This is a genomic window from Sphingobium sp. MK2, assembly GCF_040170545.1.
Taxonomy (GTDB): domain Bacteria; phylum Pseudomonadota; class Alphaproteobacteria; order Sphingomonadales; family Sphingomonadaceae; genus Sphingobium.
The window spans coordinates 15017-32312 of the sequence record NZ_JAZDXA010000050.1 but is presented as its reverse complement, the minus strand read 5'-3'; the positions used below and the strand labels follow the sequence as shown (position 1 = coordinate 32312).

Here is a 17296-nt window from a genome sequence, read left to right as displayed (position 1 = left end):
CGATGGATTGCTTCGCTGCGCTCGCAATGACGATTTGACGTCAAGTCATCCAGTTCTACAGACGATAACGCCCCTCATCGACCCACCGCGCCGTCAACGCTGCCGCCGCTTCCACGTCCTGCGGGAAATCGACCTCCTGCCACGGCAGCCCGTCGATCGACACGGTGCCCACCCGATTGCCCTTGGCGATGATGTCAATCGCACGCAGATACCAGCGCTCCACCCCTTCGGGCGTCCGCATCATCTGGTCGATCTGGTTACGGAAGATCGCTGGGCCTTCGCCGGTGAAGGCCAACATGCCGATCGATTCGGCATTGGTGTCGGGCGGCAGCAAGCGCTTGCCGATATGGTGCAGGCGGCCACTGTCGTCGCGGTTCACCTTCATGTCGTCATCATCATAATCGCCATCGGGCTTCACATCGACGGTGACGGTGATCGCATCGGTCGCCCCCGCGATCAGCTTGGCGACGATCTCGTCCGACACGATGGTATCGCCGTTCAGGATGATGAAATCGCGGTCCATCTCTTCCCGCACGATCCAGCAGGTGCCGAGGTTATCGGCAACCTGGAAGAAAGGATTGAACACCGTGCGGATACGCGCGCCCGTCTCGCGATAGAGTTGCAGCGCATGATCCTCGACCCGCTCGGTGCGAAAGCCCGTCACCACCACGATGTCTGTCACGCCATTGGCGACCAGCGCGGCAATCTGCCAGCTTATGAGGGTGCGCCCGTTAAATTCGATCATGCACTTGGGCACGTCGCGGGTCAGCGGCAACAGGCGTGAGCCTTGCCCGGCGGAAAGGATGATGGCTTTGCTGATCGTCATGGCGCTGGGCCTTAAACCGCAATTTGGCCGAAAAAAAGGCGGGGTTTGCAGGACCGCCGGAACCCCCTAGACAGGCGCACGGCGGATGGCCGACATCCGGGTGAAAGGCCAGGGGCAGACGTGAAGGTCAAACGCGCAACGGGGCAGGCAGGCGACGGCTTTGCGCGCATCCTGGCCAATACCGGCTGGTTGCTGGGCGGCAAGGGCGTTGGCGCGATCCTGAGCATCGCCTATCTTGCCATCGTCACCCGCACGCTCGGCGTCGCTGATTTCGGCCGTTTCGCCCTGGTGCTGAGCGCCGCGCAGGTCATCAAGACGCTGGTCTCCTTCGACAGCTGGCAGATCGTCGTACGCTATGGCCAGCCGCATCTGACCGCGGGCCATGGCGATGCGCTCAACCGGGTGCTGCGCTTCTGCATCCTCATCGACCTCGCTTCGGCGGTTGCGGGCGGGCTGATCGCGGCCGCCATCATCCTGGCCTTCGATGACCTGCTGGGGATCGGGCCGGGCATGGGCTGGCAGGTCTGGCTGTTCTGCATGATGATGATGATCACCATCCGCTCCAGCCCGACCGGCATATTGCGCCTGTTCGACCGCTTCGACAGCGCCGCGCTCGCCGAAACCATGATGCCGGTCGGCCGGATGATCGGCGCGGGGGCGGCGCTGCTGTGGATGCCCGACATCACCGGCTTCCTCATCGCCTGGGGCTTTGCCGAACTCCTTTGTGCGCTCAGCTATTGGGGGCTGGCGCTGCACGTCGGTCGTGGCCGCATCGGCCATTGGCGCGCCGGGCGGACGATTGACGCGCGGGCGGAAAATCCGGGCATTGTCGGCTTCCTGACCGCCACCAATTTGCAGACCAGCCTTGCCTCCATCGGCCAACAGGTCGCGGTGCTGATCGTCGGGGCATTCGTCGGACCTGCGGGCGCGGGCCTCTATCGCCTCGCCAACCAGCTCGCCAATTCGCTGACCAAGATCAGCAGCTTGCTGTCGCGCAGCATCTTTGTCGAACTCTCCCGCAGCAGCAGCCATGGCGGCGACGCGCTGGGCACCCTCTTCCGCCGTACCAACCGGCTGGCGCTGATCGCGGGCGGCGTCATCATCGCGCTCATTGCCACCATTGGCCGCCCGCTGCTGGGCTTCATCGCCGGCCCGGAATTTCTACCCGCCTATCCGCTGCTGCTGCTGCTGGGTATTGCCGCCTGTATCGAACTGATCGGCGTCAGCTACCGTCCGCTGTTGATGGCGACCGATCGCGCCGGGCTGTCGCTGCGTATCACCTTCGTCGCCACCCTGCTGCTGCTCGGCCTGCAGGCTGCATTGCTGCCGCTCTACGGCACGATCGGCGCGGCAGTGGCCAATATCGCCGCCGCTCTCGCCGCTTTCGCGATGATGGGCTGGGCCAGCCGCCGGGCCGTAGCGGGCAGTAAGTAGCGGCCCATTGCATCCGTTCGTTTCGAGCGCAGTCGAGAAACCCTCGCGCCAGTTTCTCGACTGCGCTCGAAACGAACGGGTTAACTCAACTCTACCGCCCCGCCAATATCGCCTCGATCAAATCCACATCTGCCTGCTTGTCCGCATCAATGCACGCTTCGGGCTGCGCCATCGCCACCAGCCGCGCCACCAGGCCAAAGCGTCGTCCGACCCGCGCCATCCCGCCCCGCAGCGTCGAAATCCGCAACAGCGCGCCGATCAGCGCCAGCGGCCCAAAGGCGGACAGAATCTTCCAGCCCTTCTTGCGGTCCTGCTCCACCTCCTGCCACAGCGCGATCACTGGCCGGGCCTTGCCGCTGCCGAACCAGAAGATATTGGCACCCGACCATCCCCCGTCGCGAAACTTCAACCAGGTCCGCCGCGATTGCGGATAGCGCGCCAGCAGCGTCGCGCGCTCGACCATGGCCACCGCGATGTCCGCCCCCGTCGCCTCGGCAATGAACTGATCCAGCATCGCGCGATCCAGCAGCACATGATCCGCCGTGGTCAGCAACAGCGGAAAGGGCAGATCGCCCGCCTCCATCAACGCCAGCAGTGACGAGGCAATCCCCGCCCCGCCCCGTTCGAACCGCACCCGCGGATGCGCGCCCAGCCACGCCGTCGCCGGATCAGCGGCAAAGGCATCGGCCCGCTGCGTCAGGACGATCACCTGCCCGATCGCGGGATGATCGAGCAGCGCGCGCGCCGGGCGGTTGATCATCGGCTCGCCCGCGACCGGCGCGAGCGGCTTGACCGGCACCCCGGCGGCGATCGCCAGCGGATCGGGAATGGGCCGCGCACCCGCAAGCAGGATGGCGGTGACGGAAGCCGGAGCGGAAGCAATCATCCCCGCTCGTTACCCAAGCGGCACCCGCGCGGGAAGCGGCTTATTTTCCGCTGGCGACCGGCGCGGCGGAGGGTGCCTCGGCAAAGGCCTGACGCTGGCCCACAGGCAGCCCCTTGTAGCGCGCCAGTTGCGCCCGGAACGCCCGCAGATCATTACCCGCCAGTTGCGCCGTCGTCGTGAACTTCACCGACAACGGGTTTACCGTCGCGCCACCGCGATAGAGTTCATAATGGAGGTGCGGCCCGGTCGACAGGCCGGTCGAGCCAACATAGCCGATCACTTGGCCCCGGCGCACGCGCTGGCCCGGCGCGGCGGCGATGCGGCTCATATGCGCATAGCCCGTCGCGATGCCGCCACCATGCTGGATACGCACATAATTGCCATGCCCGCCATGCCGCCCGGCATAGGCGATCACGCCATCGGTCACCGCATAGATGGGCGAGCCATAGCGCGCCGCGAAATCAATGCCCGCATGCATCCGGCTATAGCCCAAAATCGGGTGCCGCCGCATGCCGAAGCCCGATGACATGCGCCCGGCAACCGGAGCCGACAGCACCCCGCGCCGCTCGCCCACGCCCGACGCCTCGAACCATTCGGTGCGGCCGTTGCTGGTCCATTTGAGCATATCGACCGACTTGCCGCGCGCGCGCTGCAACCCGGCATAGAGCAACTCGCCGACCTCAATGTCGCCCGTCTCCGCGCGGCGATATTCGGTGACGATGTCATAGCGATCCCCCGCGCCGATGCCGCCCAGATCGACCTGCCCCGCTATCACCCGCAGGAAAGCCTGCACCGCCTTGGGCGGCGCACCGGCAGCCCGCGCCGAGCGATAGATGCTGTCGCCCACCACGCCCTGAATGCGCAACGGCGTATTATCGACGCGGATCGGGATACGCCGCACCGACAGCACCCCGCCCGCCCGCTCCAGTTCCAGCGCCAGGTCGAGCCGCGCGCGGAACGCCAGCCGATCAAGCGGCCGGGGCCGGTCGCGGCTGGCCCGGCGACCCAATATGATGTCGAGCCGCGTGCCCGGCTTCACCCCGTCGCTGATGTCCGCGCCGACCAGCGCGTTTATCGTCGCCACATCGCCGCTGCTGACCCCCGCGCGCGACAAGGCGCGCGCCAACGTGTCGCTGCTACCGACCTGGGCATTGAGTTCGATCTGCGGCCGCTCTGGCGTCTGGCGCAGCGGCTGCACGGCATCGGTCGCGCCCATCCGCCGCCCGCTATCCGCCCCCAGCGCCAGCGGTGTGATCATCTGGCTGCGCACTTCGTCATACTGCGCTTCGGCCATCGTCCGGCCGGGCAGCCCCGGAATCGGCTTGAAACCGGGCGACAGGTAGAGCGCCATCGCGCACAGCCCGAAACAGGTGGCGAGGCCCCGGAACCAGGTCGGACTGCCGATCCGCTGGGCAAGATCGGGGACCAGCTCCACCTCGTCCGCCCACTCGCGCAGCCGCATCCGCCAGTCGCGCGGCGGCACCGGCGCAGGCTGGCGCAGCGAGTCGGCCAGCCATAGCGACATGGTGGCGCCGCCCTGCTGCGATCCGAACTGGCTATCCTGAAACAAAACGCGACCCCCAAGGCCATGATAGCATTGCTTGGCGACGCAACGGCCCCCGCGCCATGCGTCGGGCCAGACCCTTGTGAAGCGACAAGGTTAAAGTCAATTTAAGACGCACCAATGACGCACCCGCCTGCGACGACCCGTGCCACGGACCCGACAGGAATGCACCAAGGTAGGGAACCCGCGAATCTCCTTGCTCCATCGCCCCCCATGCTCGACAGAGGGCCACCATGGTTGCCTTTGCCCGATCGCCCGTCACCGCCGTCCTGGGGCCAACCAATACCGGCAAGACCCATCTCGCGGTCGAGCGGATGTGCGGGCACAGCAGCGGCATGATGGGCTTCCCCCTCCGCCTGCTCGCTCGCGAAGTCTATGACCGGGTGGTCGCGATCAAAGGCCCGGCGCAGGTCGCGCTGATCACCGGCGAGGAAAAGATCGTCCCGCCCCACGCCCGCTATTTCCTCTGCACCGCCGAATCCATGCCGATCACCGGCGATTATGCCTTCGTCGCGCTCGATGAAGCGCAACTGGGCGCCGACCCCGAACGCGGCCATATCTTCACTGACCGGCTGCTTCGCGCACGCGGCCGCGAAGAGACCATGATCCTGGGTTCGGCCAGCATCGCCCGCACCGTCAAGGCGCTGGTCAAGGATGTCGAGATCATCGGTCGCCCGCGTTTCTCCACCCTGTCCTATGCGGGCGCGAAGAAGCTCTCGCGCCTGCCAAAACGCTCCGCCATCGTCGCCTTCTCCGCCGAGGAAGTCTATGCCGTCGCCGAAATGCTGCGGCGGTTCCGGGGTGGTGCCGCGGTGGTGATGGGCGCGCTGTCCCCCCGTACCCGCAACGCGCAGGTGCAGATGTTCCTCAATGGCGAGGTCGATTATCTCGTCGCCACCGACGCGATCGGCATGGGGCTGAACCTGGACGTCGCCCATGTCGCCTTCGCCTCGCTGCGCAAGTTCGACGGCCGCCGCACCCGCCGCCTGACCGTCAGCGAAATGGCGCAGATCGCCGGGCGCGCCGGGCGGCATCACAAGGATGGCACCTTCGGATCGCTGGGCGGCGAAGATAGCGACGCCGCCTTCACCCCCGAAGAGATAGAAGCGATCGAGGCGCATCGCTTCCCGCCGGTGGACCATCTCTACTGGCGCGACGGCACGCCACGCACCGACCGGCTCGATCATTTGATCGCTGATCTGGAGGAACGGCCCGACCGCCCCGAACTGCGCGCCGCACCGCAGGCCGTCGACCTGTCCGTGCTCAAGCGGCTGGCTGACGATCCCCTCGTCATCGACCGCGCGCGTGGCCAGCGGCAGGTCGAACGGCTCTGGGCCGCGTGCAGCCTGCCCGATTTCCAGAAACTCGGCACCGAACATCATGGCCGCGCCGTCGCGCGCATCTGGCGCTTCCTGTCCGAAGGCAATGGCCACATCCCCCGCGACTGGTTCGCGCAGGCGATTGCCCGGCTCGATTCGGTACAGGGCGATATCGACACGCTGGCAGGCCGGATCGCCGCCGCGCGCACCTGGTCCTACATCGCCCATCGCGCCGACTGGCTCGCCGATCCCACCGAAATGGCCGAGCGCACCCGCGCGCTGGAGGAAAAGCTGTCCGATGCGCTCCACGCCGCCTTGACGCAGCGTTTCGTGGACCGGCGCACCACCGTCCTGTTGCGCGATCTCGGCCAAAATGCCAGCACCCTGCCGGTCACCGTCGAAGCGGATGGCAGCGTGTGCGTCGATGGAGAATCGATCGGGCGACTTGACGGATTTCGTTTCTCGGTCGATCCCGCTACGCGGCATCAGGACAGGAAGATGCTGTTGGCGGCGGCGGAAAGGCGCCTTGGAAAGGTATTGCGTGTGAAGGCAGATGAATTGGTTGCGGCGGCGGATGCGGATTTTGCCCTGCTGGACGAAGCGGGACAGATGCCGGGCATCGCCTGGGGGCAGGCGACGGTCGCGACCCTGCTGGCGGGGCCGACCCTGCTGACGCCCGAAATCCGGCTCGACCGCGCCCTGCTCGAACTGGCACCCGATCTGCAGAAACAGGTCGCCGCGCGGCTGGCCACCTGGCTTGACGCGCAGAAGCAGAAGCATCTGTTACCGCTGGTAAAAATGGCCGAAAGCGCCGCCGATCCAGCCGTTCCCGCCGTGGTGCGCGCGGTCTTCGCGCAGCTTGCCGATGGCGGTGGCGTGATGGCGCGGGTCGATCTCGACGCCGCGCTCGGTCATCTCGACAAGGACCAGCGCCACCTGCTGCGCCGCGCGGGCATTGATATCGGTGTGCTCGACATCTATCATCCCGGCCTGCTCAAGCCCGGCGCGGCGCGCTGGCGCTCCGCCTTGCTGGCCGCGCGAATCGGCAAGCCCTGCCTGCCGCTCCCGCTGCCCGGCCTCACCCTGCTGCCCACGGGCGACAAATTTGCGCAGATGGGCGCGCGAATCGCTGGCTTTCGCGGGTTTGGCGACCAGATGCTGCGCATCGACATGGCCGAACGCATGGCCCGCGCCGCGCATGAAGCGATCGCCAAGGGCGAAGCCTTCACGGCCGTCAGCCCGCAGATCGTTTCGCTCGGCCTGCTCGAACCCGCTTTCCTGCAACTGATGCGCGCAGCCGGCTTCCGTCCAGTCGAAGCGCCCACCCCAGTTCCGACCGAGGAAGCTGTCGAAGGCGCTGAACCAGTAGAAACACCCCCCGTCAGCGCAGCCAACTGGGTGTTCAAGGGCCGCCAAAAGCCCCGCCCCGAACGCGCCCAACACGCCCGGCCGCGCACCGGCCGCGCCGACAATGAGCAGAAGCCACGCGGCGACAAGCCCGCTTCTGGCCGTCGCGGCGGCAAGGATGGCGCACCCCCGCCCTCGCGCGCGAACCCAACCGGCGGCAGCCCCGCGCCCGCCAATAATGCCTTTGCCGGATTAGCCGAACTGCTTGGTCGCAATGGCTGATCCGGGCGCAGCCCCCGGCCATGCGCCGACGCTGCGCATCGACAAATATCTCTGGTTCGTCCGGCTCTGCTCCAGCCGGTCGAGCGCCCAGAAACTGGCGGAGGACGGCCATATCCGCCTCAACGGCCGCCGCATCGACCGCGCCCACGCCCCCGTGCGCGCGCACGATCTCATCACCTTCCCCCACGGCACCACCGTCCGCGTCGTCCGCGTCACCCACCTCCCCACCAGACGCGGCCCCGCAGCCGAAGCGCGCGGCTGTTATGAGGAGTTGATGGTGGGTGGGTGAGGGGTCGGGGATTGGCGGCCATCCGCAATCGACAAGAAACAGATACTTCGAGCGATCTCAATGTCGCCTGCAAGCGAACGTTATTTCGGCGAACTTATTGCCAAATAGGTGGCTCGGATCAGAACACCCGCGCCGTACAACACTACTGGCCCACCTAACCCCAGCACTGCAAAAAAGGTAAGCCCAGAATCAACACATGAACTACCGCAACTATCGAAAAGAGCAAGCAGATAGATCAGGCTCACAACGACTGGGACAATCACGCAAAGTGCCCCGATTTTCCAAGCGCGATTTCCGGTAACGTCGCTGACCATGCCAAAATAGACTGGCAAAAACACGAAGGAACCGATTAAAAGATATCCGATAGGCATGTGCTTACTCTACGCCACAATGATTTCGCTGCCGCTTACCATATCTCGTCTGTATTATAGAGAGCTATCGCACTCTAAGCCGCCCATCCCCTACCCACCCTTTGCCGTCATGCCGGGCTTGACCCGGCATCCATTGGCTCAACGATTCTACGTCACTGAGAAGAAGAGGCTCATGGACCCCGGATCAAGCCTGTCCTGAGCGCGTCGAAGGGTCCGGGGTGACTCCGTTTGAGGGGCATCGCCATCTCACCATGGCAACCCTCCCCCGGCACATTGCCCCTTCTCCCCGCCGGGGAGAAGGATACGCAGCCTTGGTGCCGAAGGCACCTAGGCGGAGTTGGAAGAGGGGGCTCGGCGTTTGATGCGGCGCGATGTTGTAAGGCTCAGGACACCCTCACCCCGCTTGTACCAGGAACCAGCCACCGCCCTGTCCTACATCCCGATCCGATGCTACCCTCCCCCGACACCGCTCTTTCCCATCGTCGACCCCGCCCCCGCGCCGCACCCTTGCAACGGTGTGAACTTCGCGAGATTCGCATCATCACGCGCATATCCCGTCCCCCGCCCAATCCAGCCCTGCAACGGTGTGAACTTTCGAGTCGGGCCGCAGGAAACCGCGCCTAAACCCCCGGCAACATTATCCTCATTGACCTTGGCCGTGCCTGCGCATAGCAGGACCGCGCTTTTCCAACCAAGAGTGACCAGACAATGACCTATGTCGTGACCGACAACTGCATCCGCTGCAAATATATGGATTGCGTCGAGGTCTGCCCCGTGGATTGTTTCTACGAGGGCGAGAATATGCTGGTCATCAATCCGAGCGAATGTATCGACTGCGGCGTGTGCGAGCCTGAATGCCCGGCCGAAGCGATCCTGCCCGATACCGAAAATGGCCTGGAAAAATGGCTGGAGTTGAACACCAAATATTCGGCCGAATGGCCCAATATCACGGTCAAGGGCGATGCCCCCGCCGACGCCGATGCCATGAAGGGCGTCGAGAACAAGCTGGAACAGTTCTTCTCGCCGGAACCCGGCACGGGTAGCTGACGGGCGCACTGCCGCCGCCTTCACCGTCCCGTTTTGCGCCACACGCCCGCCCTTTATGTCCGGGGGTGGTAATTTTGTTACGAATCTGCTAAAAGCCGACATAACGGACGGGCATATGCGCGCGTCCCTGGAGTATTAGCTTCATGTCTTGACGGTGGTGTCGCGGTCTTCCTGCATGTGACCCCTATCGCATGTGCCCTGCGTCGGCCCCGTTCCCCGGTTGAATTGGAAAGGTTGCAAATGGCTGCCAAAGCGCTGTCCTTTGACGTTGGTGATTATGTCGTTTATCCCAAGCATGGCGTAGGCCGTGTGATCGAACTGCAGAAAGAGCAGATTGCAGGCATGGATCTGGAGCTGTACGTGCTCCGTTTCGAAAAGGAGCGCATGACGCTCCGCGTACCGACCAACAAGGCCGAAGGCGTTGGCATGCGCAAGCTGTCGTCCAACAAGACGCTCGAAGAATCGATGGAAACGCTCAAGGGCAAGCCCAAGGTCAAGCGCACCATGTGGTCGCGCCGCGCGCAGGAATATGAAGCGAAGATCAATTCGGGCGACCTGGTGTCGATCGCCGAAGTGACCCGCGACCTGTTCCGGGCCGACGACCAGCCCGAACAAAGCTATTCCGAGCGTCAGATTTTCGAAGCGGCCTCCAGCCGCCTCGCCCGCGAACTGGCCGCGATGGAAGAGACGGACGAACCCACCGCGCTCAAGAAGATTCTCGCGATCCTCAACGAAGCCGCGCCCAAATATGCCAAGGTCGAGGGCTGAGACGCCGCTGACCGATAATGAAGTCAGAAGGAGGGAGCGCTTGGAATTGCCAAAGCGCTCCCTTTTTCATGTCAGCGACACGAAGGCCCCCTTGGCACGGTCCTTAATGACCTTGTCGGCGCGGAACACCGACCCGCTCATGGTGATGTAAACACCGGGTTCCGCGATCTGAGCAGTGGCAAAGGCCATGCCGAGGTTGAAACTCGCATCGCTCTCGCCAAAGCGCGCAGGCGCGAGCGCACCGACGAGCACGATCGTCTTGCCCTCAATACCCGCCAGCGCCTTGGCGGTATCGGTCATCGTATCCGTGCCATGGGTGATGACGATATGCTTCTCCGCCGCAGCGGCGATCCGCGCATAGATGAGCGCGCGATCGCGATCGTCCAGTTCCAGACTGTCCTTGCGGGTCACCTCCTCGATGCGGAAGGGCCGCTTGACCCGTGCCACGTCCAGCAGCTTGGCCATCACCGTCTCGCCCACCTGATAGTCGGACAGCGCATCGAAATAGACTTTGTCGATCGTCCCGCCGGTGGTCAGCAGCAGGATGGGGGTATCGGGCGACAGCATGGGAAAGCTCCAAACAGGAAAGCCATGCCCCTAGCGCAAATTACCCTGCCCCGGAACCGGCCTATTCCCCCCGCGCCATCGCTTCGCCGCGATCCCGCGCCGCCGTCAATGTGTCGATCAGCAGCCTGAACAGCCGGTCGTCGGCGTCGAGGACGTTCAATCCCTCCCGCGTCATACCGCCGGGACTCGCAACCCGATCCGCCAACTGGCCGGGACTATCGCTGGCGCGGGTCGCCATGGTGGCCGAACCCTGCACCGTCGCCAGCGCCATGCGCGCGGCCTGATCGGCAGGAATGCCGAGCGCTTCACCTGCCTGCGCCAGCGCGTCGATGAAGCGGAATACGAAAGCAGGGCCACAGCCGGACAAAGCAGTGACCTGGTTGAACAACGCTTCGTCTGCCACCCATTCGGCAAGGCCCAACGGGCGGATAAGGGCATCGACGGCTTCCCTTGCCTGGGGTGCAGCGCGGCTATCGGTGAAAAGCGCAGTCACGCCCTCCCCTAGTCCGACGGGCAGATTGGGCATGGCGCGCACAATGTCCCGAACCTGCGGGAAACATGCGCGCATATCCGCCAAAAGCGTGCCCGCCAGGATCGACACGATCCTCGTGTCGGCCGCGCATAGTGGCGCAAGTGCTTCCGCCACATCGCCAATCTGATAAGGCTTCATGCCGAGTAGCACCGTGGTTCCAGCGGGCAATGCGGCGGGATAGTCGGTTACCACGCGCACGCCATCAGCTACAGCCTTGCCACTTGGTCGCAGCACGGTGACCCGCGCCGGATCTAGCCCGCAGCCAAGCCAGCGCGACAGCATCTGCCCCGCCATATTGCCGCAGCCAACGAGAAAGAGATGATCGGGCCAGAACGTCATCGTCATCGGCTCAGGCTTCGCCGCGCGTTTCGATCAGGCTGGCGGAAATCGCCTCCGACGGTGATTTGCCGCCCCACAACACGAACTGGAACACAGGATAAAAGCGTTCGCATTCGTCGATCGCCGTTTCGACCAATAATTGCGCCTGGTCGAGCGTCAGCGTGCCGCCTGCGCCCAACAGCGCCCCATGACGGAAAAGGATGATGCCGCTGGACGACCAAAGCTCGAAATGACCAAGCCAAAGTTGTTCGTTGATCAGCCCCAGCGTCTCATAAATGACGCTGCGCTTCTCATCGGTAACGCGGATGTCGGGCATGGCCAATAGCTGCAACACCTGGTCTTCATCGCGCCAAATGCCGCGCAATTCATATTGCGCCCAAGACCCTTGCGTGTTGGCGACGATCTCATCCTCGCCAACCTGCTCGTAGCTCCAGCCGTGCGCCTCATAAAAGGCCGCCAGCATATCGATCGGGGCGGCCTCCTGACCACCATGTTCAAACTCGTCACTATCCATCATCGCCGCGCCTTAACACTGCATAAGGCGAAAGGACAGACAGGATCAGAGCGCGTCGCTTCCCTTGGGCTTGTTGGCCTTAACCGTCTTGGTGACGGGTTCGGAGGCCCGCCCCTCCAGCGCGTCGAGCCGGGCTTTCAGCAATTCGACTTCTTCTCGCGCCGCTGCGGCCATCGCCTTGACCGCGTCAAATTCCTCGCGCGACACGAACTCCATGCCGCCGATCCATTCCTTGGCTTTCTCGCGCGCATTGGCTTCAAACTCGCGGCTCATGCCCGCCACCGTCCCGGCAGCACCGTTCACCAGCTTGGCCAGATCGTCGAAAAAGCGGTTTTCGCTCTGCATTGCTCTTGTCCTTTGCGGCGGCGCGAGAAAAATCGCGCCAAAAATCATATTTGGGTGCGCAGCGCCGGTGCGACAAGGGTCTCGGCATCGGGATTGAGTCGCCCGATCTCATAATTGAGAAAGGAGGCAAAACAGAGCCACGCAAGATAGGGCAACAGCAGCAGGCCAGCGATGCGACGCACCCTGTCGAACAACCAGATGGTTATCGCCACCACGACGATCAGCGCCAATATCAGAATAAGCGCGCTGCCGACCTGATGCGCCCGGAAGAAGAGCGGCGACCAGGCCAGGTTCATGACCAACTGGACCAGGAACAGCGCGATTGCCGGTCCCCGCCCCTTTGCACCGCGTGCATGCAGGACGATCGCCAGTGCCAGACCCATCAACACATAGAGGATTGTCCAGGCAACGCCGAACAGCCAGCCGGGCGGCATCAGCGTGGGCTTTTCCAGCGCGTCGAACCAACGATTGCCATAGCCGCTATTGGCCAGCCGCCCCGACAGGAAGCCCAGGAGAACGATCGCGGGTACAGTGAGCAACGCCCAGCGCAGATAAGCGAGGCGCAACTGGCCGGGGGACGCGATCTCGTTCATCGGCAACGCTTCTCCATAGATGTCATTCGGCCGGTTGAGGCGAATCCTTCAGAGCCGAATCCAGCTTTCGGCCCACGGTTTGCGGGGAAACCGTGCGCTTGGCAACGCGCGAATAGAAGATGGGAATGAGGAACAATGTGATCAGCGTCGCGAGGCTCACGCCCGAAACGATCACGACGCCGATCGACTGGCGGGCCGCCGCCCCGGCGCCGCCCCTTATCACCAACGGCACCGCACCGATGACCGTAGCGATGGAGGTCATGAGGATAGGACGCAGACGCCGCGTCGCCGCTTCGCGAATAGCTTGTCCGATTTCCATACCTTCGTCGCGCAACTGATTGGCGAATTCGACGATCAAAATGCCATTTTTCGCCGCCAGTCCGACCAGCATGACGATACCAATCTGGCTGTAGAGGTTGATCGTGCCGCCCGTAACGACCAACCCGATTACACCGCCCGCCACGGCCAGGGGCACCGTAGCGATGATCACGCCGGGATGGATGAAACTTTCAAACTGGGCGGCAAGCAACAGAAAGACGATCAGAATCGTCAGGCCGAAGATCAGCCAGATCGAGCCGCCCGTTTCCCGCAGCGACTGGCTTTCACCGCGATAGCCGATGGCTAGCACTTCAGGAGCCTGTCGCGCTTCATTCTCCAGAAAAGTCAGTGCATCTCCGAGCGATGTGCCCGGTGCCAGCGCAGCGGTCAGAGTAATGGCGCGAAGCTTGTTGAAACGGTTGAGTTGACGCGCGCCTGCAACCTCACGAACCGTGACGATGGCAGATAACGGCACCAAGGCTCCCGTGCGCGTGCGGACGTTGATGCGCTCAAGGTCGGCGAGCGTCTCGCGTCCTTCCTCTTCCGCCTGAACGATGACACGATATTCTTCACCGCGATCGACATAGGTCGTCACGCGCCGAGAGCCGAGCAGGCTTTGTAGCGCCTGGCTGACATCATTGACCGACACGCCGAGATCACCCGCCCGCTGCTGGTCGACCGTAATCCGCATCTGCGGCTTCGTTTCCTTATAGTCGCTATCGAGGTTGATCAGTCCCGGATAATTGGCGACCGCCGATGCCGTTATCCGGTCACGCGCCGCCACCAGTCCTTCATAGGTCGCCCCGGCCAGCACGATGTTCACCGGCAACCCGCGCCCTCGCCCCAGGCCCGAACGCGGCGCGGCGTTACCACGTACGCCGGGTTGATTGGCGATCACCCTGTTGATGATGGTCGCGACCTCCGCAGTGGTGATCGTCCGGTCCTCCCACGGTCGCAGGAAGGCAATAACGTTGCCGCCGTTGAAATCATCGGTCGTGCCAAATCCGCTGGGCGTACGCACGATCAGATTTTGGAGCGTGCCATCCTCGCGCAAAGGTGCCAATTCATCTTCGATCTTGCGCATATAGGACAACATGCGTGCATAGCCGGTGCCTTCGGGTGCGCTGACCTGGCTATCAACGACGCCCGTATCCTCGGCCGGGGCTAGTTCATTGGGCAGCAGCGTGAACAGGCCGCCCGCCAGAGCCAGGAAAAATGCCACGCCGATCAAGGGCAGCAACGGCTTGGTCAATATCCTGTCGAGCCATTTGCTATAGCTGTTCTCAATCCGTTGAAACCGCGCATCGACCCAGCGCGCCAGACGACCACGTTCCGCATTGTTGAGCAATTTTGAACAGAGCATCGGGGCCAGGCTGAGCGATATGAAGCCTGAAAAAGCGATAGCGGCCGTCATTGCGATCGCCAGTTCACGGAACAACAGACCAGTCTGTCCGGCCAGGAACATCACCGGCACGAACACCGCGCAAACCACCAACGTCGTCGAAATAATGGCAAAACCTACCTGCCGGGTACCGAGATAAGCCGCGACCAGCGGATCTTCACCCTGTTCGATGCGGTGATAGACATTCTCCAGCACGACAATGGCGTCATCGACCACAAGGCCGATAGCCAAAACGAAGGCCAGCAAAGTGAGCAGGTTAATCGACAGGCCCATCAACCACATCACGGCACAGGTCGACAACAAGCAGATGGGGACGGTGATGGCCGGAATGATGGTCGCGCGTACCGACCCCAAAAACAGGAAGATGACGAGAATGACGAGCAGAGCCGCTTCGATCAGCGTGTCATAGACATTGGCGATGGCCCGGCTGATGAACAGCGATTCGTCCGACCCCACAGCAACCCGCATGCCTTCAGGCAAGGTTGGCCGCAACTCTTCGACCAGCGCTTTCGCCTTGTCGGCGACTTCGAGCGTGTTGGCACCGGACTGGCGCACGATGCCAAGGCCAACGGCCGTTCCCGCATTCGATCGGAAGCTATTATAGGGGTTTTCAGCACCTTCTTCGATCCGGGCAATATCGCCCAGCTTGACCTGATAGCCATCGGCACCGCGCCCGACCACCAACTGGGCAAATTGCTCGGTTGTGGCGAAGGATCGCTCCACTCGTAATGTCTGATTTTGGTCCTTCGATTCAAAACGGCCCGCTGGCAGTTCGACATTTTGGGCGCGCAGGGCATTTTCAACGTCGGCCGGGGTCAGACCGAAGGCAGCGAGTCGCTCGGCGTTCATCCAGACACGGGTTGAAGGGCGTGCTTCGCCGCCAATGGTAACCCGCGCCACGCCGTCGATGGCGGAAAAACGGTCCGCGACATTGCGGTCGATGTAGTCGCTGAGTTGAATCGGGGTCCAGCCGGGTCGGGAAAAGGCCAGAAACAAGATCGGCCTCGCGTCGGCGTCAACCTTGCGAATTTCAGGGGCAAGCGCGTCTTCGGGCAAGTCTTCCACGACCGACCCGACGCGATCTCGCACGTCATTCGCCGCCGTATCAATATCGCGCGACGGATCAAACTCGATGCTGATGTCGGATGTGCCGTCCTGCGATCGGGAGGTGATCGTCCTGATCCCCTGGACGCCCGCAACCGCATCCTCGATCAACTGGGTGATCCGCGTTTCCACCACGGATGCCGCTGCACCCGTATAGCCGGTTTCCACCGACACGATCGGCGGGTCGGTATCGGGATATTCCCGGACGGAGAGGCTGAGATACCCCACCACTCCAATGATGCAGAGCAATATCGCAAGTACAGCCGCGAAAACCGGGCGGCGGACGGACAGGTCTGACAGTTGCATCGTGCGACCCCTAGCCTGCGGGCTTGGGTGAGGGGGCTGGCTTATCGCTGGCCAAACGAACGGTCGCCCCATCGGTCAATTTTACGACGCCTTCGGTCACCACCTGCTGCCCGGCCTGCAAACCGCCCAATATCTCCACCTGTCCACTTTGCCGAATGCCGGTATCGACCTTGACCCGCTTCACCTTGCGGCCTTCCAGAAGGAACACGAAACGCTCTTCGCCGTCGCCGACGATCGCCAGTTCGGGCAAGGCAAGTGACTGGCGCTGGCGCGATGCGACGCTGACGGTCAACAACATGCCGGGTTTCAGCGTTCGATCGGGATTGGGCAATATGGCGCGCACCCGCACAGCGCGCGTAGCAGGGTCGATCACCGGGTCGATCGTCGCGATAGTCCCATTATAGGGGCGATCAGGCCAGGCGGCGGATATGGCCTGTATCGACTGCCCAGCGCTGATCGACGACAGGCGTGTTTCAGGGATGGTGAAGTCCAGCTTGATGCGTGACACGTCACTGACGGTGGCGATGGCTGTGCCTGCCGAAACGATCGCACCTGGCGATACCGTGCGTAAACTCACCCAACCGGCAAAAGGTGCACGGATCACTCGATCGCTGATTGAGGCGCGGACCTGATCGGCGCTGGCTCGCGCCGCATTGGCAAGCGCCAGTTGCTGATCGAGCGAAGAGGCCGTCGCGAAACCGCGCGTCTGGAGCGATTGAATACGCTCCAACTGCTGCCTCGCCTGCAGGGCCTGCGCCTCCGCAGCGGCAAGAGCGGCCTGCTGCTGGCCCGTTGCCAGTGTGGCGATCACCTGCCCTTTATTGACGAAACCGCCATCGGCGAAATTGATTGATGTGATCCGGTCTGTCACCGGCGCGGATAGCACCACCTGTTCATTGGCAAGGGCCGTACCGATCGCCTCCAAGCGATCTGTAAATGTCCGGCTGGTGACGGGCGCTGCCTCGACCAACGGGACAGCGCGCGGTTGGGGTGCCTTTTCGCCGCCGCAACCGGCCAGGCAAAGCACTGTAAAGACAAGGGGAAAGGGAAATCGCATGACAGGGGGCTAGCGGGCCTTTGCAAGCGGCACAACATGACCTTTTGCCGCGGAATGAACTTACTGGCGAGAAACGAACATGGAGC

15 protein-coding genes are annotated in these 17296 nt (G+C 63.3%); 5 read left to right on the top strand and 10 right to left on the bottom strand.

Annotated elements, in window-relative coordinates:
• Positions 1–55: 55 nt before the first annotated feature.
• Positions 56–826 (bottom strand): phosphocholine cytidylyltransferase family protein, encoded by a 771-nt coding sequence (locus V2I08_RS17940; protein WP_349636237.1) that lies wholly within the window; start codon positions 824–826, stop codon positions 56–58.
• A gap of 120 nt (positions 827–946) precedes the next feature.
• Between V2I08_RS17940 and V2I08_RS17935 the strand changes: the two genes are divergently transcribed.
• The gene (locus V2I08_RS17935; protein ID WP_349636236.1) at positions 947–2260 is read left to right on the top strand and encodes a lipopolysaccharide biosynthesis protein; all 1314 of its coding nucleotides are present in this window, start codon (positions 947–949) and stop codon (positions 2258–2260) included.
• 91 nt (positions 2261–2351) lie between these two features.
• On the opposite strand, the gene V2I08_RS17930 is transcribed toward V2I08_RS17935, so the two are convergent.
• Positions 2352–3146 (bottom strand): nucleotidyltransferase family protein, encoded by a 795-nt coding sequence (locus tag V2I08_RS17930; RefSeq protein ID WP_349636235.1) that lies wholly within the window; start codon positions 3144–3146, stop codon positions 2352–2354.
• Positions 3147–3186: 40 nt separating this feature from the next.
• Positions 3187–4671 carry a M23 family metallopeptidase gene (locus tag V2I08_RS17925; protein WP_349636238.1) on the bottom strand — a complete coding sequence of 495 codons (1485 nt, stop codon included), beginning with the start codon at positions 4669–4671 and terminating at the stop codon, positions 3187–3189.
• A gap of 272 nt (positions 4672–4943) precedes the next feature.
• On the opposite strand from V2I08_RS17925, the gene V2I08_RS17920 reads away from it, so the two are divergent.
• The 4 genes from V2I08_RS17920 (at position 4944) to V2I08_RS17905 (ending at position 10133) form a co-directional block, all read left to right on the top strand.
• Positions 4944–7658: a helicase-related protein gene (locus V2I08_RS17920; protein ID WP_349636234.1), complete on the top strand. Its 2715-nt coding sequence runs from the start codon at positions 4944–4946 to the stop codon at positions 7656–7658.
• Positions 7651–7947: a S4 domain-containing protein gene (locus V2I08_RS17915; protein ID WP_349636233.1), complete on the top strand. Its 297-nt coding sequence runs from the start codon at positions 7651–7653 to the stop codon at positions 7945–7947. Before V2I08_RS17920 ends, V2I08_RS17915 begins: the two co-directional genes overlap by 8 nt.
• 1079 nt (positions 7948–9026) lie before the next feature.
• The gene (fdxA, locus tag V2I08_RS17910) at positions 9027–9365 is read left to right on the top strand and encodes a ferredoxin FdxA (protein WP_037477607.1); all 339 of its coding nucleotides are present in this window, start codon (positions 9027–9029) and stop codon (positions 9363–9365) included.
• Positions 9366–9605: 240 nt separating this feature from the next.
• Positions 9606–10133, top strand: a complete 528-nt coding sequence (locus V2I08_RS17905; RefSeq protein WP_037477608.1) for a CarD family transcriptional regulator — start codon at positions 9606–9608, stop codon at positions 10131–10133.
• 66 nt (positions 10134–10199) lie between these two features.
• On the opposite strand, the gene V2I08_RS17900 is transcribed toward V2I08_RS17905, so the two are convergent.
• The 7 genes from V2I08_RS17900 to V2I08_RS17870 form a co-directional block, all read right to left on the bottom strand.
• On the bottom strand, positions 10200–10700 hold the full coding sequence (locus tag V2I08_RS17900) for an asparaginase domain-containing protein (RefSeq protein WP_349636232.1): 501 nt from the start codon (positions 10698–10700) through the stop codon (positions 10200–10202).
• Positions 10701–10761: 61 nt separating this feature from the next.
• Positions 10762–11577, bottom strand: coding sequence for a pyrroline-5-carboxylate reductase (proC, locus tag V2I08_RS17895; RefSeq protein WP_405053673.1), 816 nt, complete (start codon positions 11575–11577; stop codon positions 10762–10764).
• Between the two features lie 4 nt (positions 11578–11581).
• Positions 11582–12088, bottom strand: coding sequence for a YbjN domain-containing protein (locus tag V2I08_RS17890; protein ID WP_037477312.1), 507 nt, complete (start codon positions 12086–12088; stop codon positions 11582–11584).
• 42 nt (positions 12089–12130) lie between these two features.
• Positions 12131–12430 (bottom strand): accessory factor UbiK family protein, encoded by a 300-nt coding sequence (locus V2I08_RS17885; RefSeq protein WP_349636230.1) that lies wholly within the window; start codon positions 12428–12430, stop codon positions 12131–12133.
• Positions 12431–12474: 44 nt separating this feature from the next.
• A complete protein-coding gene (locus V2I08_RS17880) occupies positions 12475–13023 on the bottom strand; it encodes a TspO/MBR family protein (RefSeq protein WP_349636229.1) in 549 nt (182 codons plus the stop codon).
• A 22-nt stretch (positions 13024–13045) separates the two neighbouring features.
• On the bottom strand, positions 13046–16153 hold the full coding sequence (locus V2I08_RS17875) for an efflux RND transporter permease subunit (RefSeq protein ID WP_349636228.1): 3108 nt from the start codon (positions 16151–16153) through the stop codon (positions 13046–13048).
• Positions 16154–16163: 10 nt separating this feature from the next.
• Complete coding sequence (locus V2I08_RS17870; protein ID WP_349636227.1) at positions 16164–17210, bottom strand: efflux RND transporter periplasmic adaptor subunit; 1047 nt, start codon at positions 17208–17210, stop codon at positions 16164–16166.
• Positions 17211–17296: the final 86 nt, after the last annotated feature.